The organism is Mycobacterium sp. (genome assembly GCF_044370595.1).
In the GTDB taxonomy this organism is placed as follows: Bacteria; Actinomycetota; Actinomycetes; order Mycobacteriales; family Mycobacteriaceae; genus Mycobacterium.
On the sequence record NZ_JBILVF010000060.1, the window covers coordinates 1 to 18,960 of the forward strand.

23 protein-coding genes are annotated in these 18,960 nt (G+C 69.5%); 13 read left to right on the forward strand and 10 right to left on the reverse strand.

Features of this window, described 5'->3' with window-relative positions; translation table 11 throughout:
- Positions 1–67 precede the first annotated feature (67 nt).
- Positions 68–766 carry a ferritin-like fold-containing protein gene (locus ADBZ5N_RS09965; protein WP_526257330.1) on the reverse strand — a complete coding sequence of 233 codons (699 nt, stop codon included), beginning with the start codon at positions 764–766 and terminating at the stop codon, positions 68–70.
- Between the two features lie 173 nt (positions 767–939).
- On the opposite strand from ADBZ5N_RS09965, the gene ADBZ5N_RS09970 reads away from it, so the two are divergent.
- The 4 genes from ADBZ5N_RS09970 to ADBZ5N_RS09985 all read left to right on the forward strand — a co-directional run bounded on the left by ADBZ5N_RS09970 (position 940) and on the right by ADBZ5N_RS09985 (position 4,957).
- On the forward strand, positions 940–2,451 hold the full coding sequence (locus ADBZ5N_RS09970) for a DEAD/DEAH box helicase (protein ID WP_526257331.1): 1,512 nt from the start codon (positions 940–942) through the stop codon (positions 2,449–2,451).
- A gap of 3 nt (positions 2,452–2,454) precedes the next feature.
- On the forward strand, positions 2,455–3,678 hold the full coding sequence (locus tag ADBZ5N_RS09975; protein ID WP_526257332.1) for an Rv3212 family protein: 1,224 nt from the start codon (positions 2,455–2,457) through the stop codon (positions 3,676–3,678).
- A 65-nt stretch (positions 3,679–3,743) separates the two neighbouring features.
- Positions 3,744–4,589 (forward strand): universal stress protein, encoded by an 846-nt coding sequence (locus tag ADBZ5N_RS09980; protein WP_526257333.1) that lies wholly within the window; start codon positions 3,744–3,746, stop codon positions 4,587–4,589.
- Entirely contained in the window at positions 4,589–4,957 is a 369-nt protein-coding gene (locus ADBZ5N_RS09985) for a DUF2784 family protein (protein WP_526257334.1), read from the forward strand. Before ADBZ5N_RS09980 ends, ADBZ5N_RS09985 begins: the two co-directional genes overlap by 1 nt.
- Here the strand turns inward: ADBZ5N_RS09985 and ADBZ5N_RS09990 are convergent.
- A complete protein-coding gene (locus ADBZ5N_RS09990; protein ID WP_526257335.1) occupies positions 4,941–5,753 on the reverse strand; it encodes a ParA family protein in 813 nt (270 codons plus the stop codon). The genes ADBZ5N_RS09985 and ADBZ5N_RS09990 overlap by 17 nt on opposite strands.
- 28 nt (positions 5,754–5,781) lie before the next feature.
- Between ADBZ5N_RS09990 and ADBZ5N_RS09995 the strand changes: the two genes are divergently transcribed.
- Genes ADBZ5N_RS09995 through ADBZ5N_RS10005 form a run of 3 tightly spaced genes read left to right on the forward strand, consistent with a single transcriptional unit; the run spans position 5,782 to position 7,969 of the window.
- Positions 5,782–6,372 (forward strand): acid phosphatase, encoded by a 591-nt coding sequence (locus ADBZ5N_RS09995; RefSeq protein ID WP_526257336.1) that lies wholly within the window; start codon positions 5,782–5,784, stop codon positions 6,370–6,372.
- Entirely contained in the window at positions 6,372–7,490 is a 1,119-nt protein-coding gene (locus tag ADBZ5N_RS10000) for an isochorismate synthase (RefSeq protein ID WP_526257337.1), read from the forward strand. The genes ADBZ5N_RS09995 and ADBZ5N_RS10000 overlap by 1 nt, the downstream gene beginning before the upstream one ends.
- Positions 7,491–7,534: 44 nt before the next feature.
- Positions 7,535–7,969 carry a GNAT family N-acetyltransferase gene (locus tag ADBZ5N_RS10005; RefSeq protein ID WP_526257351.1) on the forward strand — a complete coding sequence of 145 codons (435 nt, stop codon included), beginning with the start codon at positions 7,535–7,537 and terminating at the stop codon, positions 7,967–7,969.
- On the opposite strand, the gene ADBZ5N_RS10010 is transcribed toward ADBZ5N_RS10005, so the two are convergent.
- Both ADBZ5N_RS10010 and ADBZ5N_RS10015 read right to left on the reverse strand, forming a co-directional pair.
- Positions 7,924–8,340 carry a hypothetical protein gene (locus ADBZ5N_RS10010; protein ID WP_526257338.1) on the reverse strand — a complete coding sequence of 139 codons (417 nt, stop codon included), beginning with the start codon at positions 8,338–8,340 and terminating at the stop codon, positions 7,924–7,926. The genes ADBZ5N_RS10005 and ADBZ5N_RS10010 overlap by 46 nt on opposite strands.
- Positions 8,337–8,924: a sensor domain-containing protein gene (locus tag ADBZ5N_RS10015; protein WP_526257339.1), complete on the reverse strand. Its 588-nt coding sequence runs from the start codon at positions 8,922–8,924 to the stop codon at positions 8,337–8,339. The genes ADBZ5N_RS10010 and ADBZ5N_RS10015 overlap by 4 nt, the downstream gene beginning before the upstream one ends.
- Before the next feature lie 24 nt (positions 8,925–8,948).
- Between ADBZ5N_RS10015 and ADBZ5N_RS10020 the strand changes: the two genes are divergently transcribed.
- Both ADBZ5N_RS10020 and whiB1 read left to right on the forward strand, forming a co-directional pair.
- Positions 8,949–9,911 carry a diacylglycerol/lipid kinase family protein gene (locus ADBZ5N_RS10020; RefSeq protein ID WP_526257340.1) on the forward strand — a complete coding sequence of 321 codons (963 nt, stop codon included), beginning with the start codon at positions 8,949–8,951 and terminating at the stop codon, positions 9,909–9,911.
- Between the two features lie 239 nt (positions 9,912–10,150).
- Positions 10,151–10,405 (forward strand): transcriptional regulator WhiB1, encoded by a 255-nt coding sequence (gene whiB1, locus ADBZ5N_RS10025; RefSeq protein WP_526257341.1) that lies wholly within the window; start codon positions 10,151–10,153, stop codon positions 10,403–10,405.
- 41 nt (positions 10,406–10,446) lie between these two features.
- Here whiB1 and pdtaS read toward each other — a convergent pair whose 3' ends face one another.
- On the reverse strand, positions 10,447–11,862 hold the full coding sequence (gene pdtaS, locus ADBZ5N_RS10030) for a two-component system sensor histidine kinase PdtaS (protein ID WP_526257342.1): 1,416 nt from the start codon (positions 11,860–11,862) through the stop codon (positions 10,447–10,449).
- A gap of 2 nt (positions 11,863–11,864) precedes the next feature.
- A complete protein-coding gene (locus tag ADBZ5N_RS10035) occupies positions 11,865–12,083 on the reverse strand; it encodes a biotin/lipoyl-binding carrier protein (protein WP_526257343.1) in 219 nt (72 codons plus the stop codon).
- A gap of 121 nt (positions 12,084–12,204) precedes the next feature.
- Here ADBZ5N_RS10035 and ADBZ5N_RS10040 point away from each other — a divergent pair, with 121 nt between their 5' ends.
- Positions 12,205–12,279, forward strand: a complete 75-nt coding sequence (locus tag ADBZ5N_RS10040) for a 50S ribosomal protein bL37 (RefSeq protein WP_085976028.1) — start codon at positions 12,205–12,207, stop codon at positions 12,277–12,279.
- Between the two features lie 28 nt (positions 12,280–12,307).
- Here ADBZ5N_RS10040 and rsrA read toward each other — a convergent pair whose 3' ends face one another.
- Together rsrA and ADBZ5N_RS10050 are read right to left on the reverse strand one after the other, a co-directional pair.
- The gene (gene rsrA, locus ADBZ5N_RS10045; RefSeq protein WP_526257344.1) at positions 12,308–12,607 is read right to left on the reverse strand and encodes a mycothiol system anti-sigma-R factor; all 300 of its coding nucleotides are present in this window, start codon (positions 12,605–12,607) and stop codon (positions 12,308–12,310) included.
- Complete coding sequence (locus tag ADBZ5N_RS10050; protein ID WP_526257345.1) at positions 12,604–13,233, reverse strand: sigma-70 family RNA polymerase sigma factor; 630 nt, start codon at positions 13,231–13,233, stop codon at positions 12,604–12,606. Before ADBZ5N_RS10050 ends, rsrA begins: the two co-directional genes overlap by 4 nt.
- A 26-nt stretch (positions 13,234–13,259) precedes the next feature.
- Here ADBZ5N_RS10050 and ADBZ5N_RS10055 point away from each other — a divergent pair, with 26 nt between their 5' ends.
- On the forward strand, positions 13,260–14,111 hold the full coding sequence (locus ADBZ5N_RS10055) for an SDR family oxidoreductase (RefSeq protein ID WP_526257346.1): 852 nt from the start codon (positions 13,260–13,262) through the stop codon (positions 14,109–14,111).
- Between the two features lie 15 nt (positions 14,112–14,126).
- Here the strand turns inward: ADBZ5N_RS10055 and ADBZ5N_RS10060 are convergent, their stop codons facing one another.
- Together ADBZ5N_RS10060 and ADBZ5N_RS10065 are read right to left on the reverse strand one after the other, a co-directional pair.
- Entirely contained in the window at positions 14,127–15,665 is a 1,539-nt protein-coding gene (locus ADBZ5N_RS10060; protein ID WP_526257347.1) for an aldehyde dehydrogenase family protein, read from the reverse strand.
- 45 nt (positions 15,666–15,710) lie between these two features.
- On the reverse strand, positions 15,711–16,460 hold the full coding sequence (locus tag ADBZ5N_RS10065) for an SOS response-associated peptidase (RefSeq protein ID WP_526257348.1): 750 nt from the start codon (positions 16,458–16,460) through the stop codon (positions 15,711–15,713).
- 37 nt (positions 16,461–16,497) lie between these two features.
- Here ADBZ5N_RS10065 and aroA point away from each other — a divergent pair, with 37 nt between their 5' ends.
- Together aroA and rsgA are read left to right on the forward strand one after the other, a co-directional pair.
- Positions 16,498–17,802 (forward strand): 3-phosphoshikimate 1-carboxyvinyltransferase, encoded by a 1,305-nt coding sequence (aroA, locus tag ADBZ5N_RS10070; RefSeq protein ID WP_526257349.1) that lies wholly within the window; start codon positions 16,498–16,500, stop codon positions 17,800–17,802.
- Positions 17,799–18,791: a ribosome small subunit-dependent GTPase A gene (gene rsgA, locus ADBZ5N_RS10075; protein WP_526257350.1), complete on the forward strand. Its 993-nt coding sequence runs from the start codon at positions 17,799–17,801 to the stop codon at positions 18,789–18,791. Before aroA ends, rsgA begins: the two co-directional genes overlap by 4 nt.
- Positions 18,792–18,960: the final 169 nt, after the last annotated feature.

Here is an 18,960-nt window from a genome sequence, read left to right on the forward strand (position 1 = left end):
TTCCGGGGGACGGACCGGGCGGACGGACCGGGCGGACGGACGGACCGGGCGGACGGTGCCCGGAAGATCAGGCCAGACCCAGGTGCTGCATCCGCTCGCTGTGCGTGCGCTGCAGCCGCTCGAACAGGTCGGTCACCTGGCCCAGCCCGCCGCCGGCCAACACCAGTTCCACCAGTTCGTCGCGTTCGGCGAGGACGTACTGCGCCTGGGTGATGGCCTCGCCGAGCAGCCGCCGGGCCCACAGCGCCAACCGGCTTCGCTGCCGGCCACTGGACTTGACCGTCGTCACCACCTCGGCCACCACGAACTGCGAGTGCACCGTCTCGGCCAACACCGAACGGACCACGTCGGCCACCTCAGGCGGCAGCGACCCGGCGATGGCCAGGTATAGGTCAGCGGCCATGGCGTCACCGACGTAGGTCTTGACCAGCGCCTCCAGCCAGGTGCTGGGCGTGGTGAGCCGGTGGTACTGCTCCAATGCCGGCGCGTAACGGGTCATCGCCGCCAGCACGTCGACCCCGCGGCCCGCCAGGGTGGTGCGCAGCAGTTCGTAGTGCGCCATCTCCGCAGCGGCCATCCGTGCCATGTTGATCCGGCCGCGCAGGTCCGGGGCCATCCTGGCCTCGTCGGTGAGCCGGTAGAACGCCGCCACCTCGCCGTAGGCCAGCAGCGCGAACAGTTCGTTGATGCCGGGGTGATCGGCCGAAACCGTTGCGGCCGACGTCGGCCGGGTGGCCCCCTCCGTCGTCACCCGGACCGCGTCCATGCAACCACTCTAGACGCGAGATAGGTCCCGAATAGGGCCAAGCGGGTATCATGGGCACCGGTAATGTGCGTGCACGCAGTGGGCCCGCCTCCTCGGCGCGAGGCCCGCATTCCGAAATCACGACTCGTGCGCGCGTGGAAGCAAGTACGAGGAACGACAACGGAAGACAACGCATGACGCATCTGCATACCCACACCCCGGTCAGCTTCGCCCAACTGGGCGTCCGCGACGAGATCGTCCGCGCGCTCGCTGAGCAGGGCATCGAGAACGCCTTCGCCATCCAGGAACTCACCCTGCCCCTGGCGCTGGCCGGCGACGACCTGATCGGCCAGGCCCGCACAGGCATGGGCAAAACCTTCGCCTTCGGCGTCCCACTGCTGCACCGCATCACCGCCCCGGGTGAGCCGGAACTCAACGGCACCCCCCGGGCGCTGATCGTGGTGCCCACCCGCGAGCTGTGCCTGCAGGTCTTCGACGACCTGACCGGGGCGTCGAAACACCTTGAGGCGCAAGACCGCCCGCTGTCGGTGGTATCCATTTACGGCGGCCGCCCCTACGAACCCCAGATCGAATCCCTGCAGCGGGGCGCCGACGTGGTGGTCGGCACCCCGGGCCGGCTGCTGGACCTCGCCCAGCAGGGCCACCTGCAACTCGGCGGGTTGTCGGTGCTGGTGCTCGACGAGGCCGACGAGATGTTGGATCTGGGCTTCCTGCCCGACATCGAGCGGATTCTGCGCCAGACCCCGGACACCCGCCAGTCGATGCTGTTCTCGGCCACCATGCCGGACCCGATCATCACGCTGGCCCGCACCTTCATGAACCAGCCGACCCACATCCGGGCGGAATCCCCGCAGTCCTCGGCCACCCATGACACCACCGAGCAGTTCGCCTACCGGGCCCACGCTTTGGACAAGATCGAGATGGTGGCGCGCATCCTGCAGGCGCAGGGCCGCGGCGCGACGATGATCTTCACCCGCACCAAGCGAACCGCCCAGAAGGTGTGCGACGAGTTGGCCGAACGCGGCTTCAAGGTCGGCGCGGTGCACGGCGATCTGGGCCAGATCGCCCGGGAGAAGGCCCTCAAAGCGTTCCGCGAGGGTGCGGTCGACGTGCTGGTGGCCACCGACGTCGCCGCCCGCGGTATCGACATCGACGACATCACCCACGTCGTCAACTACCAGATCCCCGAGGACGAGCAGGCCTATGTGCACCGCATCGGGCGCACCGGCCGGGCCGGTAAGACCGGTATCGCGATCACCCTGGTCGACTGGGACGAACTCGAGCGCTGGTCGATGATCAACAAGGCGCTCAACCTGGACTGCCCGGACCCGGCCGAGACCTACTCCACCTCGCCGCACTTCTACGAAGAGCTCGGCATCCCAGCCGAGGCGGGCGGGGCGGTGGGCGGCGCAGCCGGCACCCCACGCAAGCGCACCGAGTCCCGGGACGACCGCGGCTCCAGCCGGGTCAGCTCGACGGACTCCACGACCGACCGGTCCACCCGCACCCGGTCCCGCCGCCGCACCCGCGGCGGCCAGGGCGCCAACGGGCACGCCGGAAACGATTCTCCGGCAACAGATTCCGCAGAGCAGGCCACCGGCGAGGCAACCACGGGCGCCCGGCGCCGCAGGCGTCGTCGCGGCCCGCGCAAGGCCGCCGAGGCCGGAGCCGGCTCCCCCAGCTGACCCGTGATCCGACCGGAGCGCCGCACCACCGGTGACCTCATCGCCGCGGCGGCGATCGCCGCCGTGGTGCTTCTGGTGATCGCGGGGTTCTGGTGGCGCAGTTCCGAGCGGGCCACCATCAGTCGGCCGGCGGCCGGGCCGGCACCGAGCACCACCGCGGCCGCGGAAGTCCCGCCGACGCTGCAGCAGCGCTGGACCGCGGCCAGCGGCCGGACCCTGTCCCCCATCCTGGTGGGCGGAACCGTCGTCACCGGCGACGGCCGCACCATGGCCGGCCTGGACCCGCAGACCGGCGAGCAGCGCTGGAGCTACGCTCGCGACACCGAGTTGTGCGGGGTCTCCCACGTCTACGAATTGGCCGTCGCCGTCTACCCCGACACGCGGGGCTGCGGTCAGGTCAGCGGCATCAAGGCCGCCACCGGCCAGCGCGGCCCGACCCGCACCAGCTACGCCGACGATGTGGTGGTGCTCAGCTCCGACGGCAACGCGGTGCTCTCGGCCGGCGTGACCCGGCTGGAACTCCTGCGCTCGGATCTGGTGCGGATGCTGTCCTACGGCGAGATCGACGCCCCGGTCAAACCGGTGAACACCAAGCTCGGTGAGGGATGTGCGCTGATGTCGGCGGCGGCCAGCGAGAGCGCGGTCAGCGTGCTGGAGGCCTGCCGCGACGAGAAGGATCTGCGGCTGACACTGCTCAAACCGGCCAAGGAAGAAGACGAACCCGATCTGAAGAAGGTGCCACTGGCCGGGGTGGCCATCGACGCCGAGGCGCGGGTGCTGATCGTGGCCGGCACCACCACCGCGGTGTTCGTACCCACCCCCCGCCCGGAGGTCGCGGTGTACGACGACACCGGCTCCAAGGTGTCCAGCACCCTGCTACCGACACCGCCCAACCTGACCTCCACGCTGCCCGCGGTGACCCGGGCCGGCGACAAGATCACCTGGTGGACCGGCAGCGCGGTGATGGTCTTCGACACCAAGATGGGCTACCGGTACACCCTGGACTCGGCTGGCCGGTTGGCGCCGCTGGGCCCGGCCACCATGATGGCCGGGCGGCTGCTGGTGCCGGTCGCCGAGGGCCTGGCGGTGTTCAACCCCAGCGACGGGGCCTTCGAGCGGATCATCCCCGTCAAACACCCGGAGGGCACCGGGCCGGTGATGCTGGCGATCAGCGGGCCGATGGTGATCGAGCAGCGCGGCTCCACGCTGGCCGGCCTCGGACCCTAGACCGCCCCGTACGGTGGTTTGAAGGACGGTGGTTTTGCAACACCGCGCGAGGCAAGGGGTCAGTCATGGGAACGCGCGCACTTGTGGGGTTTGACGGTTCGATGGCCGCGGCCGCCGCCATTGAAGCTGCAGCGCAGCTGCTGCCCGACGTCCACGGCTGGATCACCTACCTGTGGGTGCCGCCGTTCGCCGGGGAACGGGTCCGCCGCCGGTTGCGCGAGCAGATCGGCAACGTCAACGACCTGATCGAGGCGGTGGACCGGGAGGGCCAGTTCGAAGCGCAGCGGATCATGGCGATGGGCGTGAACCTGGCCCGGGCGCTCGGATGGGAAGCCGAACCGCTGCTCGAGCAGACCTACGGATCGGAGGGAACCGCGCTGGTGCAGGCCGCCGACAAGGTCGGCGCCGAGGTGGTCGTCCTGGGTTCTCGCGGCCTCGGTGGCACCGACGCCATCCTGGGCAGCGTGTCGGACACGGTGGTCCACTACTCGTCCCGGCCCGTCCTGGTGATGCCGCATCCCCTGCTGTCGGCGGAGTTCGAAAGCCTCGCCGCGGGTCCGGTGCTGGTGGGCTGGGACGGATCCCCCGGCGCTCACGCCGCGCTGGCCGCGGCCGGCCGGATCTTCGGGGGGCGGGATCTCGTCGCGGTCTCGGTCGATGATGGCGCCGACATCCCGGCACCACCGGCGCACAGCGGCGCCGCTCACACCTACGTCGGCCCCACCGGCGGGCGGCGAAATCGCGGGGTCGCCGCATCGATGGCGGCGGCCGCCGCCGACCACGGCGCCGCGGCCCTCGTCGTGGGATCCCGCGGGCGGTCGGCCGCCCGGGAGATCATTTTGGGCAGCGTGGCGATGAGCACGCTGCATCACAGCCACCGGCCCGTCATGGTGGTGCCGAACCGGACGTGATGGCTGTTCTCGCCGACGGGGTGCTGCTGGCCCACGGGCTGTTCATCGTGTGGGCGGCGCTGGGGGCGCTGGCGGTGTGGCGGTGGCCGACGCTGGCGGTGCTGCACCTGCCGGCACTGGCGTGGGCGGTGTGGATCGAGGCTTCCGGCGGGGTGTGCCCGCTGACGCCGCTGGAGAATTCGCTGCGCCGCGCCGCCGGGCAGGCCGGCTACAGCGGCGGCTTCATCGACCACTACCTCGGCCCGATCATCTACCCCGCCGGGCTGACCCGCGAAGCTCAGTGGGCGATCGCCGGGGTGCTCCTGGTGGTCAACGCCGCGCTGTACGGAATGCTGCTCAAGCGGGCCCGGGCTAGACGTCGGGGGTGAACGTGGGCAGTTCCTTGCCCGACTTCCAGTATTTGAGCAGGCTCTTGGCCAGTTCCTTGTAGGCGATCGCGCCCTTGTTCTTCTTGCCGGACAGCGCCGAGGACCCCGAAGCGCTGGCCTCGGCAAAGCGCACCGTCCGCGGGATCGGCGGGGCCAGCACCGGCAGGTCGTAGCGGTCGGCGACGTCGAACAGCACATCGCGGCTGTGGGTGGTGCGCGAGTCGAACAGGGTCGGCAGGGCGCCGAGCAGTTTGAGGTTGGGGTTGGTGATCTGCTGGACATCGGCGACGGTGCGCAGGAACTGGCCCACCCCGCGGTGCGCGAGCGTCTCGCACTGCAACGGCACGATCACCTCGTCGGCGGCGGTCAGGCCGTTCAGGGTGAGCACGCCCAACGACGGCGGGCAGTCGATGATCACCACGTCGAAGCGGTGATCAGCGGAGGCGTCCAGTTTGTCCAGCGCCCGCTTGAGCGCATATTCGCGGCCGGCCCGCATCAGCAGCATGGCCTCGGCCCCGGCCAGGTCGATATTGGCCGGCAGCAGCTGCATCCCCTCCGGCGTGGTGACCAGCGCGGCGCTGGGCTCGACGTCACCGAGCAGCACCTCATGCACCGACACCGCCAGCTTGTCCGGATCGGTACCCAGCGAGAACGTCAGACATCCCTGCGGATCGAGGTCCACCAGCAGCACCCGTTTGCCGTCACTGACGAACGCCGCGCCCAGCGAGGCGACCGTGGTCGTCTTCGCCACCCCGCCCTTCTGGTTGGCTACTGCCAGCACTCTCACACCGACCATCCTGTCAGGTCGGGCAGAATCAGTGGGCGTGAGTGTCGGCAATCATCGACTGGTCCTGCTCCGCCACGGCGAGACGGAATGGTCACGGGACCGAAAACACACCAGCCGCACCGACCTCGACCTCACCGAACACGGCCGTGAGCAGGCCAGACTGGCCGCGGCGACACTGGCGCGGCTGGACTTGGACAACCCGCTGGTGATCAGCAGCCCGCGCAGGCGCGCCGTGGTCACCGCCGAACTGGCCGGGCTGAGCGTCGGCGAGATCTCCCCGCTGCTCGTCGAGTGGGATTACGGCGATTACGAGGGCCTGACCACCCACGAGATCCGCACCCAGACACCGGGCTGGCTGCTGTGGACCTACGGCTGCCCGGGCGGGGAGAGCGTCGATCAGGTCAGCATGCGCGCCGATCAGGCGGTGGCCTACGCCCTGGACCATATGAGCGAGCGCGACGTGGTGTTCGTCAGCCACGGCCACTTCTCCCGGTCGGTGATCACCCGCTGGGTGGAACAACCGCTGCGCGAAGGCGCCCGGTACGGGTTCGGCACCGCAGCGGTCTCGGTATGCGGCTTTGAATACGGGTTGCGCCAGTTGTCGGCGCTGGGTTTGACCAGCCGGTGATGTTTGGCCAGCCGGTGATTGGGCCTGACCAGCCGGTGATCTCCTTCGCGCTGACCGGCCCGGGCGGGACTGTAGTCACCGAGGGCATCACAACGGGCTACGACGACCTCGCCGCGGCGTCAGCCGCGCTGCGGGACGGGTCCGCCGATCTGGTGGTGGGTGCGCTGCCCTTCGACGTGCGCCGGCCCGCGGCGTTGTACACCCCCGAGCAGGTGAGCCAAACCCTCCCGGCGGCAACGGTTTCCGGGTTTCCCAAGGTTCGGATCGCTGAGACCATGCCCGACCCCGACGTGCACCGGTGCCGCGTCGAGGCCGCGTTGGGGCCGCTGCGGGACCCGCAAAACGCTTTACAGAAGGTGGTTCTAGCGCGCGCGCTGCGACTGGTGGCCGACGGGGACATCGACCCGTTGGTGCTGCTGCACCGGCTGATCGCAGCCGACCCCGAAGCCAGCGTCTACCTGGCCGACCTGTCCCCCGCCGGGCCCGACTACGCCGGGGCGATGCTGGTCGGCGCCAGCCCGGAACTGCTGGTGGCCCGCAACGGCGATCAGGTGACCTGCCAACCGTTCGCCGGGACCGCGCCGCGGTCCACCGACCCGGCCGCCGACGCCGCCAAAGCCGCAGCACTGGCGGATTCGGCGAAGAACCGCCATGAGCATCAGCTTGTGGTGGACACCATGCGTGCCGCACTGGAACCGCTGTGCAGCAGCCTGGATGTGGCCGCCGAACCGCAACTGAGCCGCACCGCGGCGCTGTGGCATCTGAGCACCCCGATCCGCGGGACGCTGCGCGCCAACTCCACCACCGCACTGGATCTCGCGCTGGCACTGCACCCCACCCCGGCGGTGGGGGGCGTACCGACCGCCGCGGCGGTGGACCTCATCGCCGAACTCGAAGGCGACCGCGGCTTTTACGCCGGTGCGGTCGGCTGGTGCGACGCCGCCGGGGACGGCCGCTGGGTGGTGGCCATCCGCGGCGCCCAACTGTCGGCCGACCGGCGCAGCGCACTGGCGCAGGCCGGCGGCGGAATCGTCGCCGAGTCCGATCCCGACGAAGAGGTCGCCGAGACCACCGCGAAGTTCCGAACCGTGCTGTCGGCGCTGGGAGTCCAGTCGTGAACATCCGCCTGGCCCGACCCGGCGACGAGGCCGACATCGTCGCGATGATCCACGAACTGGCCGAGTTCGAACGCGCCCCCGAACAGTGCACGGTGACCGAAGGCCACATCAGCGCAGCACTTTTCGGCACCGCCGCCGAGACAGCAGTAGCGTCCTGCCACCTGGCCGAGGTCGACGGCGCCACCGCGGCGATGGCCCTGTGGTTCCGCAACTTCTCCACCTGGGACGGAGTACCGGGCATCCATCTGGAAGATCTGTACGTGCGGCCGCAATTTCGCCGCCGCGGCCTGGCCCGGGCCCTGCTGGCCACCCTGGCCCGGGTCTGCGTGGACAACGGCTACAGCCGGCTCGGATGGTCGGTGCTGGACTGGAACACCGACGCGATCGCCCTCTACGACGGCGTTGGCGGCCGGCCGATGACCGAGTGGGTCGGCTACCGGGTGTCCGGGCCGGAACTGTCCGCGCTGGCCGAATCCTGATCACCGGAAAGCCAATTCACCGTCTCGCGGCTGAACAGCAGCACCAGGATGGCCACCGTCAGCGCGGCGATCGGGACGGCGTACAGCCACTGGTGTGAGCCGACACCGACATACCAACTGATCGGCAGCAGCAGCATCTGGGTGTAGATCGCGATGCCGCGGCCCCACCGTCGCCCGGTCCACAGCGCCCACGCCGCGGCCAGCACGCCGACACCCAACAAGCCGAACCACGCCGCGTTACCGAAGCCGTTGACGATGTGCTGGTCAGCACCGCGCAACCCGCGGACCACGAACACCACCGCAGCGACGAGCCCGGCCAGGCCCTCCAACCCCACCAGGACCGCTGCCCGCCGCACATTCGCCGGGATCATGCGTCGTTGACCCGGGTGGAGATCTGCTGCAGCACGGCGGTGGCGATCCGGTCGGAATCACCGAAACGCACGGCGTTGACACCGATCAGCACCGGCCCGGCGGCGCGGTAGAGCGTGGCGCACTGCGCCTGACACAGCGCGAACGTCTTGGAGTCCAGCACCTGGGTCGTCACCGTCAAATCGGGCACCGCCAACTCCGAGCAGGCTTTCAGCGATGAGCCCAGGGTGGTCAGTGCAGCCCGCGCCGCCTTTTCGTCGGGGTACACCGCGACAGCCTGGGTGACGGCCCGATCCGCCGGACCGGTGTAGGTCACCGACCGGAAATCGCTGAAACCCGGGCTGAAGGCGACGTCCTGGTTGAACACGGCGTGGCACTGACTCGGGTACTGGGCGTCGAACTGGTGTTGACCGCCGGGGGCGTCGAGCATCGGTCCCGGGGTCAGGTCGTTGTTGCCGGCGATGGCGCGGACGTCCTCGACGCTGATCACCAACGGATCGACGGCCGCCGGGTCGGCGGCGGCCTTCGGAGCGGCGATGATGGTGGAGCAGGTGAGTAACGCCGCGGCTGCCAAGATTTCGCGCATACCCGTCACATTAGGCTCAACTGCGTGCGCGCCGTGCTGATCGTGAACCCCAACGCCACCTCCACCACGCCAGCCGGCCGCGATCTGCTCGCGCACGCCCTGGAAAGCCGCGTCGATCTGGTGGTCACCCCCACCGACCGCGCGGGCCACGCCGTGGAGATCGCGCAAGCGGCCAGCCGGGACGGCGTCGAGGTGATCATCGTCCACGGCGGCGACGGCACGGTGAACGAGGTGGTCAACGGCTTGCTCGGCCCGCCCGGAGCCCAGCGCCCCGCGGTGGACACGCTCCCGGCGGTCGCGGTGGTGCCCGGTGGTGCGGCCAACGTCTTCGCCCGGGCGTTGGGTATCAGCCCGGACCCGATCGAGGCCACCAATCAACTCGTCGACCTGATCGACGGCTACCGCCGCGGCGGGTCGTGGCGGTATGTCGGCCTGATGGACTGCGGGGAATGCTGGGCGGTGTTCACCGCCGGATTGGGGGTGGACGCCGACGTGGTCGCCGCCGTCGAGGCCCACCGCGCCAAAGGACGCAAGGTCACCGCGGCTCGCTACATCCGCATCGGGACGCGGGAAATGCTGGTCAAGGCCCGTGCCGAACCCAAGCTCACCGTGCACCTACCCGATCAGGAGCCGATCGGCGGTGTGTATTTCGCGTTCGTCTCCAACGCCAGTCCCTGGACCTACGCCAACAGCCGGCCCATCTACACCAACCCGGACACCACGTTCGAAGGTGGACTCGGGATATTCGCCGTCACCAGCATGAACGTTCTCGCCAACCTGCGCGTCGTCCGCCAGATGTGGTCCAAAAAACCCAACATCAAGGCGCGGCACCTGATCCGCCAGGACGACCTGCCGTGGGTGCGGCTCACCGCAGCTGCTCCGATCGCCTGTCAGGTCGACGGCGACTACCTGGGATTACGCAGCGAAATGCTGTTCACGGCGGTGCCCAACGCACTGGCAGTCGTTGCACCGACCCCCCTGCACTAGCCCATTTTCCCGGTGGGTATGCTCCCATCAGGTCACACCACCTGGGGGTTAAACCCTCGACTGGAGTGACATTGCCCACGGTCCGGTGAACTTCTCTTGACAACCGTCGCGGCTGTGAAAGCATCTTGGTAACAGTGCAACAACATTTGTGTGAGCACCGGTTAACAGTCATGACGAGCGGGAAACATCCCTGCCTGCTGATGTCGCTGTGCGCACACACTAGCTAAGGAGTAGCGGACATGGATTGGCGCCACAAGGCGGTCTGTCGGGACGAGGATCCGGAGCTGTTCTTCCCGGTCGGGAACAGTGGCCCGGCTTTGGCCCAGATCGCTGACGCGAAGCTGGTGTGCAACCGGTGCCCGGTCACCACTGAGTGCCTGAGCTGGGCATTGGAGTCTGGCCAGGATGCCGGCGTATGGGGCGGCATGAGCGAGGACGAGCGTCGCGCCCTCAAGCGCCGCAACGCCCGCACCCGGGCCCGCACCGGCGTCTGAACACAATCTGCGACTGAGGGCCCCGGCGAACGCCGGGGCCCTCAGTTTTTTGTCGGCTTGACGATCGGGACGCCCAGCACCACATCGGTGCCGCCCCCGGCCGCCGGGCGCATCTGCAAAGAGCCGTCAAGTTCAGCCGACACCAGCGTGCGCACGATCTGCAGGCCCAGCCGGTCGGAGTCGTCCAGGCTGAAACCCGCCGGCAGACCCCGGCCGTCGTCGTGGATGACGATGTCCAGCGAGCGCGCCGAACGTTGCGCCCGGATCACCACCAGACCCGGCTTCTCGTCGGTATCGCAGGGCTGGGCGAAGCCGTGCTGGATGGCGTTCTGAACCAGTTCGGTGACCACCATGACCAGCGCGGTGGCCCGGTCGGCGTCGAGTACCCCCAGGGCACCTTCCCGGTGGATCCGGATCGGGGTGTCCAGGCGGGCGACGTCGTTCATGACCGGCAGGATCCGGTCGATGACCTCGTCGAGGTTGACCTCCTCGTCGACCGACATCGACAGCGCCTCGTGTACCTGGGCGATCGCGGCCACCCGCCGCACCGACTCCAGCAGGGCATGGCTGCACTCGTCACTGGTGGTGCGGCGGGCCTGAAGTCGCAGCAGCGCGGCGACGGTCTGCAGGTTGTTCTTCACCCGATGGTGGATCTCCCGGATGGTGGCGTCCTTGGACAGCAGCGCCCGGTCACGACGTTTGACCTCGGTGACGTCGCGCACCAGCACCGCCGCCCCGGCCAAGACGCCGCCGACCACCAGGGGCAGCGTGCGCAGCAGGACGGTCGCCCCGCCGGCGTCGATCTCCAGGCGCATCCCTGAGCCGCCGGCGACCGAAGCCCCGACGTGCTCGGCGAGCTCGTGGGCCTCGAACGGATCGGAGATCAGCGGACGGGTGATCGCCACCAGGTTGTGGCCCTCCAACTCGGCGGTCAGCCCCATCCGGTGGTAGGCCGACAGTGCATTCGGGCTGGCATAGCCGACCGCACCGTCGACATCCAGGCGGATGAAACCATCCCCGACCCGCGGGCTGGACCGGGAGATGGCCTGGTCACCGGTGTTGGGGAAGGTGCCCTCAGCGACCATGTCCACAAGCTTTGCCGCACAGTCCAAATAGGCCTTCTCCAGACGCGATGAGGTGCGTCGGCCGTCGTCGGCGCTCTGCAGGGTCAGCCAGGCCACCACCTCGCCGCGGTAGCGCACCGGGACCGCCCCCAGCAGGGCGTCCTCGGCGACGACGGTGCCGACGGCATCGGCGACCAGCACAGTGGGGGCGGTGTTGGGCCGGCATTGGGCGACGCAGACCAGGGCGCCGTCCTCGCGGGGCACCCACATCAGGAAGTCGCCGAAGGAGAGGTCGGCCAGCAGTTGCCACTCCCCGACCACCGCGTGCAGATGGTCCACCGCGCCGCCGGGCAGCACCGTGTGCTCGGCGAGCAGGTCACCGAGGGTCGACACCGCTAGTCGTCGATGACGGCGATCAGGTGGCCGGCCTGGATGACGTCGCCGACGGCGACATTGACCTCGGAGATGGTGCCACCGATCTCGGCGAGCACCGGAATCTCCATCTTCATCGACTCCAGCAGCACCACAGTGTCCCCGGGGCCGATCTGGTCACCCTTGCTGACCACGACCTCCAGCACACTGGCCACGATCTCAGCGCGCACGTCCTCGGCCATATCCCTATCGAACCACACAGGCGGGTGGCTGGCGGGGATAGCCGCCGTGAGACACTGGGGGCAACGGAACCGCGAGCGACGCTGCCGCGGAGACACATGATCTCATCTAGGAGGAATCCTCATGGCGAAGCGTGGGCGTAAGAAGCGCGACCGCAAGCACAGCAAGGCCAACCACGGCAGGCGGCCCAACGCCTGAGTACCCCGGCGTCACGCTCGCGGAGGGCCTAGAACTCCCGCCGGATGATCGTCGTCCGGCTGATCTGTATCCGCACCCGCTCCACCAGGTAGGCGGGTGCCTTCTCGCCGCTGCACTTGGCGGCGATCAGTCTCTTGATCCGCTCCTCCACCCCGTAGTGGCGCAGGCAGGCCGGGCAATGGTCGAGGTGGTGCCGCAACCGCTCCCGCTCGACGTGGTCGACCTCACCGTCGAGCAGGGCCCACACCTCCCGGATGACCACCGCACAGTCGGTGTGACCGGGATCCGGGTCGGCGATACCGCCCGCAACGCCATCCTCGACCGTCACGGCGTGACCTCCTCGTCCTCAACGGCCTCGTCACGACCGCGCAGCATCCCGCGGTCCCTGGCGACGTCGGCCAGCAGCCCGCGCAGCTGACGGCGGCCGCGGTGCAGCCGGGACATCACGGTCCCGATCGGCGTCTCCATGATCTCGGCGATCTCCTTATAGGGCAGGCCCTCGACGTCGGCTAGGTACACCGCGAGCCGGAACTCTTCTGGTAACGCTTGGAGAGCCTCTTTGATTTCACTATCCGGCAGGTTTTCCAAAGCCTCGACCTCTGCGGAGCGCAATCCGGTCGAGGTGTGCTCGGCGTTGGCGGCCAATTGCCAGTCGGTGATCTCGTCGGTGGGGTACTCGGCGGGCTGGCGCTGCTTCTTGCGGTAGCTGTTGATGTAGGTGTTGGTCAGGATCCGGTACAGCCAGGCCTTGAGGTTGGTGCCCTCGCGGAACGACCGGAACGCCGAATAGGCCTTGACCATGGTTTCCTGCACCAGGTCCTCGGCGTCGGCGGGGTTGCGGGTCATCCGCAGAGCACCGCCGTAGAGCTGGTCCATCAGCGGGATCGCATCGCGCTCGAAGCGCGCAGTCAGGTCGGCGTCGGACTCTTCCCGGGCCTCGTCGATATCTGTCATTGGGCACTGATCCTAGGCTGTGCGGTATGGGAACCTTCTCCGGCAAGATCATGTTCATCTCCGGCGCCAGCCGCGGCATCGGCTTGGCGATCGCCAAACGGGTAGCCGCCGACGGCGCCAACATCGCGCTGGTGGCAAAAACCACCGAACCGCACCCCAAGCTGCCCGGCACCATCTACACCGCCGCGGCGGAGATCGAGGAGGCCGGCGGGCAGGCGCTGCCGATCGTCGGTGACATCCGCGACGGTGACTCGGTGGCCTCGGCGGTCGCCAAGACCATCGAGCAGTTCGGCGGTATCGACATCTGCGTCAACAACGCCAGCGCGATCAACCTCGGCTCCATCGAGGACGTTCCGCTCAAACGCTTCGACCTGATGAACGGCATCCAGGTGCGCGGCACCTACGCGGTCTCCCAGGCCTGCATCCCGCATATGAAGGGACGGGACAACCCGCACATCCTCACCCTGTCGCCGCCGATCCGGATGGAGCCCAAGTGGCTCACCCCGACGCCGTACATGATGGCCAAGTATGGGATGACGTTGTGCGCGTTGGGGATCGCCGAGGAGATGCGTTCAGTCGGCATCGCCTCCAACACGCTGTGGCCGCGCACCATGGTGGCCACCGCCGCGGTGCAGAACCTGCTCGGCGGGGACGAGTCGATGAAGCGCTCACGCAAGCCGGAGGTGTACGCCGACGCCGCCTATGCGGTGCTGAGCCGGCCGGCGGCGCAGTTCACCGGGCAGAGCCTGCTGTGCGAGGACGTGCTGCTGGACAGCGGCGTCACCGACCTGTCGGTCTATGACTGCCTGCCGGGCTCCGAACTCGGTGTGGACCTGTGGGTGGACAGCGCCAACCCGCCGGGCTACCGCAACCCCTAGCGGGGTCCGGCCGGCTCAGCCGCCCAGGCCCTTGCGGCCCAGCTTGCGCCAGCCGCTGCCGGCGAAGGCACGCATCGCCGCCAGCGCGAACTTGGCCTGCTTACGCGGAGCCGAGTACCACATCATCTCCGACTTCTGGGTCGGGATCCGCGGTGCGGTGATGGCCTGCTGCCGGCAGAACTTGATCAGGCCGTTGGCCCCGCCGGAGCGGTAGCCCATGCCGGACTCCTTCCAGCCGCCCATCGGCAGGGTGGGGCAGAACACGTTGGTCAGCGCGTCGTTGATGTTGACCGCGCCGCATTCCAGACGGCGGGCGATCCGCTCGCCGCGGTCGGTGTCACCGGTCCACACGGTGGCCGAAAGCCCGTAGCGGGAGTCGTTGGCCAGCCGGATGGCCTCCTCCTCGTCGGCGACCTTGACCACCGGCAGGGTGGGACCGAAGGTCTCCTCGGCGATGCAGCTCATCGACGCGTCGACGTCGGCGAGCACGGTGGGCTGGAAGAAGGTGCCCACCCCGGTGGGCTTGCCGCCGGTGAGCACCTTGGCGCCGGCCGCGACGGCCTCCTTGACGTGCCGGTCGACGATGTCGCGCTGTGCGGCGGTGGCCATCGCGCCGGTGTCGTAGGTGAAGTCGCTGCCGGATTCGCTGCCCTGCTGGATCTTGTTGACGTTGGCGGTCAGTTTGGCGACGAACTCGTCGTAGATCGGCGCCTCGACGTAGACCCGCTCCACCGAGATGCACACCTGGCCGGCGTTGAACATGCCGCCCCAGGCGATGCCGTTGGCGGCCCGGTCGACGTCGGCGTCGGCCAGCACGATGGCCGGGTCCTTACCGCCGAGTTCGAGGCTGAACGGAGTCAGCCGCTCGGCGCAGGCCACCGCCACCTTCTTGCCGGTGGCCGTCGACCCGGTGAAGTGGACGTAGTCGGAGTTGGCGATCACCGCCGCGCCGGTGTCGCCGTAGCCGGTGGTCAGCCCGAGCACCGGCGGGGCGCCGACTTCGTTCCAGCCGCGGACGAACTCGACGGCCGACAGTGGTGTCACCTCAGAGGGTTTCAGCAGCACCGCCGCACCGGCGGCCAGCGCCGGGACCACGTCCAGGCCGAGCATCGCCAGCGGGAAGTTCCACGGCTCGATGATGCCGACCACCGGGTAAGGCCGATAGAGGGTGGTGAGCTTCTTGACCTTGAACAGCGGGGTGTGCGCCTTGGGGTGCTTGTCGGCGAGGAATTCCTCGGCGTTGGTGGCCCAGTACTTGATGGCGTCGGCCACCCCGACCGGCTCCAGGGCGGCGTCGATGCGGCTCTTGCCGGTCTCCGACATCAGCACCTCGGTGAGGTGGTCGGCGTTGTCGAGGATCCAGTCCTGCCACTTGAGCATCCACTTCTTGCGGCCGCGCCCGCCCATGGCCTCCCAGTCCTGCTGGAACAGCCGCAGTTCCCGGGCCTTGGCCGCCACGACCTCGGGGCCGTCATGGGGCACCGTGCCCGCCACCGTGCCGTCGGCGGGATTGTGCACCGTGATGGTGCCGGTCGCTGGCTGAACTGTGGTCATGGCTACTCCTCGGGGTCTGTCCCGATGCTATCGCCAGTAAGCGGTCTAGAACAGACCGACCGGTTGGTTGTCCGGCTCGGCCGGTTCGATGAGCTCCGGGCCGTTGTTCCGGACGTTGTTGACCAAGATCGACACCTCCCGCATCGCCATCGTGGCGGTGTCGGGGACCCCGACCAACAGGTCACTCGGCGCCGGCCGGTCCGGATCCAGCCAGCGGTCCCAGTCCGCCTCGGCCAGCAGCAGTGGCATCCGGTCGTGCACCCGGGCGAGTTCACCAGAGGCAGCGGTGGTGACCACGGTGCAACTCAACAGGGGTTCGGAAGTCGCCGCCGGCCGCCACACCGACCACAGGCCGGCCACCAGCAACGGACGGCCGTCCGCCCGGTGGATGTAGAACGGCGTCTTGCGGGCCTTGCCGCCGGCCGGCTCGGGGGTGGGCATCCACTCGTAGTAGCCGTCCATCGGAATCAGGCAGCGCTTGTGTTCGGCGGCGGTCCGGAAGGCCGGTGCGGAGGTGAGCGTCTCGGCGCGGGCGTTGATCAGCTGGGCCCTGGCGAGCGGACGGCCGTCGGCGTCGGCCTTGACCCAACTCGGCAGCAGGCCCCACCGCATCAGTCGCAGCCGCCGGGTGGGCTCGTCGCCGGCATCGCTGTGCCGGGCCACCACCGCGGCGATGCTGGTCGTGGGGGCGACGTTGTAGTTCGGGCCGGCGAAATCCTGCCCGGTCTCATTGACCGCGTCGATCTCGGCGGCCAACGTCGCCGGGTCGGAGGTCACCGCGAAACGCCCACACATGTCTCCATGGTGCCCCGGCAAGGCAGGATGTACTCCCGTGAACCCCTGGCCGGCGCCGCACGCCCCCGCTCCGGTGGACGCGTGGGTGACAGTCCCCGGGTCGAAGTCCCAGACCAACCGCACGTTGGTGCTGGCCGGGCTGGCCGCAGCCGGGGGGCAGGGCCGATCCACCATCGGCGGGGCGCTGCGCAGCCGGGACACCGACTTGATGATCGGGGCGTTGCAGACCCTGGGGCTGGGGGTCGACGGGGAGGGCACCGACCTGGTCGTCGACGGGGAGCTGGATCCCGGTCCGGCGGCCACTATCGACTGCGGGCTGGCCGGGACGGTGCTGCGGTTCGTGCCCCCGCTGGCGGCGCTGAGCACCGCGACGGTGCGCTTCGACGGCGACGAGCAGGCGCGGGCCCGGCCGATCGCTCCGCTGCTGGACGGCTTGCGGTCCCTCGGGGTGGACGTCGACGGGACGGGTCTGCCGTTCGCCGTGCACGGCCGTGGCGCGGTGGCCGGCGGCCCGGTGCGCATCGACGCCTCGGCGTCCTCTCAGTTCGTCTCCGGACTGCTGCTGTGCGGGGCGGCCTTCGGTCACGGGCTGGAGGTGCTGCACACCGGCGCCTCGGTGCCCTCAGCCCCGCATATCGAGATGACGGTGGCGATGCTGCGCCAGGCCGGGGTGGACGTCGACGACGGGACCCCGAACCGCTGGGCGGTGCGCCCCGGTGCGGTCGCGGCCCGGCACTGGGACGTCGAACCCGACCTGTCCAACGCGCTGCCGTTCCTGGCCGCGGCGATCGTCACCGGCGGGTCGGTGCGCATCACCGGCTGGCCGCAGGTCAGCGTACAGCCCGCCGAGCACATCCTGGCGATCCTGAGAATGACCGGTTCGGTTGTGCGACAGTCGGATTCACACCTGGAGATCACCGGACCGGCGGGTTACCGGGGCTTCGACATCGACCTGCACGACGTCGGTGAACTGACCCCCTCGGTGGCCGCGATCGCAGCCCTGGCCGAGACCGGGTCGGTGTCCCGGCTGACCGGCATCGCGCACCTGCGCGGCCACGAGACCGACCGGTTGGCCGCGCTGAGCACCGAGATCAACCGGCTCGGCGGCGACTGCGCGCAGACCCCCGACGGGCTGGTGATCACCGCGGCACCGCTGCACGCCGGGGTGTGGCAGTCCTACGCCGACCACCGGATGGCCACGGCGGGCGCGATCATCGGCCTGCGGGTGCCCGGTGTGGCGGTCCAGGACATCGACACCACCGCCAAGACGCTGCCGGACTTTCCGGGGTTGTGGGCGGCGATGCTGGCCGGTGCCCAACAGACTGGGAACGCCCGGACTTGAGCGGCAGGCGGGACTACGACGAGTCCGACGTCCATGTCCGGGCCGGCCGCGGATCGCGTCCACGCACCAAGACCCGACCCGAGCACGCCGACGCCGAGGCCGCCATGGTGGTCGCCGTGGACCGCGGCCGGTGGGGGTGCGTGCTGGACGGCGACCCGCACCGGCCGGTGACGGCGATGCGGGCCCGCGAACTGGGCCGCACCCCGATCGTGGTCGGCGACGAGGTGGACGTGGTCGGCGATCTGTCCGGCCGTCCCGACACCCTGGCCCGGATCGTCCGGCGCGCCGACCGGCGAACGGTGTTGCGCCGCACCGCCGATGACACCGACCCGACCGAACGGGTGGTGGTGGCCAACGCCGACCAGATGATGGTGGTCGTCGCGTTGGCCGACCCGCCGCCGCGCACCGGCCTGGTCGACCGCGCGCTGATCGCCGCCTACACCGGCGGGGTGCGGCCGATCCTGTGCCTGACCAAGACCGATCTCGCCGCGGCGGCACCGTTCGCCGCACAGTTCGCCGACCTGGACCTCACCGTGGTCGCCGCCGGTCGCGACCAACCGCTTGAAGAGGTGCAGACGCTGCTGACCGGACACATCACCGTGCTGCTGGGCCACTCCGGTGTCGGGAAGTCGACGCTGGTGAATCGGCTTGTGCCGCAGGCCCAGCGGGCCATCGGGGCGGTGTCCGGTGTGGGGAAGGGACGACATACCTCCACCCAGTCGGTGGCACTGCCGCTCCCCGGCGGCGGCTGGGTGATCGACACACCCGGCATCCGGTCGTTCGGGCTGGCCCACATCGAGCACGACGATGTGATGCTGGCATTCTCGGACCTGGCCGACGTGGTGGCCGACTGCTCACGCGGTTGCGGCCACCGCGGACCGCCGGCCGACCCGGAGTGCGCGCTGGACGGCCTGACCGGGGCGCAGGCCCGGCGGGTGGCTGCGGCCCGGCGACTGCTGGCCGCACTGGACGAGAGCACCGCGCACTAGAAGACTCAGGCCACGACGAAGGAGCACCATGAGCACGATCGGCCCGAACACCGTCCCACTGATCACCCTCAACGACGGCAATCAGATCCCGCAGTTGGGCTTCGGGGTCTACCAGGTCCCGCCGGAGGAGACCGCCGGCGCGGTGAAGACGGCACTGGAGATCGGCTAC